Origin of the sequence: Micrococcus sp. GbtcB5 (assembly GCF_019091605.1) — a bacterium.
GTDB classification, from domain to species: Bacteria; Actinomycetota; Actinomycetes; order Actinomycetales; family Micrococcaceae; genus Micrococcus; species Micrococcus luteus.
Map to the genome: position 1 here is coordinate 1 of NZ_JAGXJK010000214.1, position 266 is coordinate 266.

At 78.9% G+C, this 266-nt stretch carries 1 pseudogene; it reads right to left on the bottom strand.

Going from position 1 to position 266, the window contains the following annotated elements:
* Positions 1-227 (bottom strand): annotated as a pseudogene (locus KVS67_RS12080) (urea transporter); the annotation flags it as partial.
* Positions 228-266 lie beyond the last annotated feature (39 nt).

Consider the following 266-nt stretch of genomic DNA (forward strand, 5'->3'; position numbering starts at 1 on the left):
AGGTCGGCCGTGAGGAGGGACAGCATGCCCGCGGTCAGCCATATCGGGCCGGTGGACACCGGGAGTCCCGCGGAGCGCAAGGGCCGGGTCGCGATGAGCCGGGCCACGAGCACGTGCACGGGGACGCAGGCCGCGGCGCCGGCCACCGTGGCCAGCACGGCTGTGAGGGGGGTGGGCGCGAAGGCGAGCGCCGCGGCGGCCCCCACGGGCGCGCCGTGGTTGCCCATGCTCCCGTGGCGCGCCTCGGCCCCCCGCACGACCGCCCG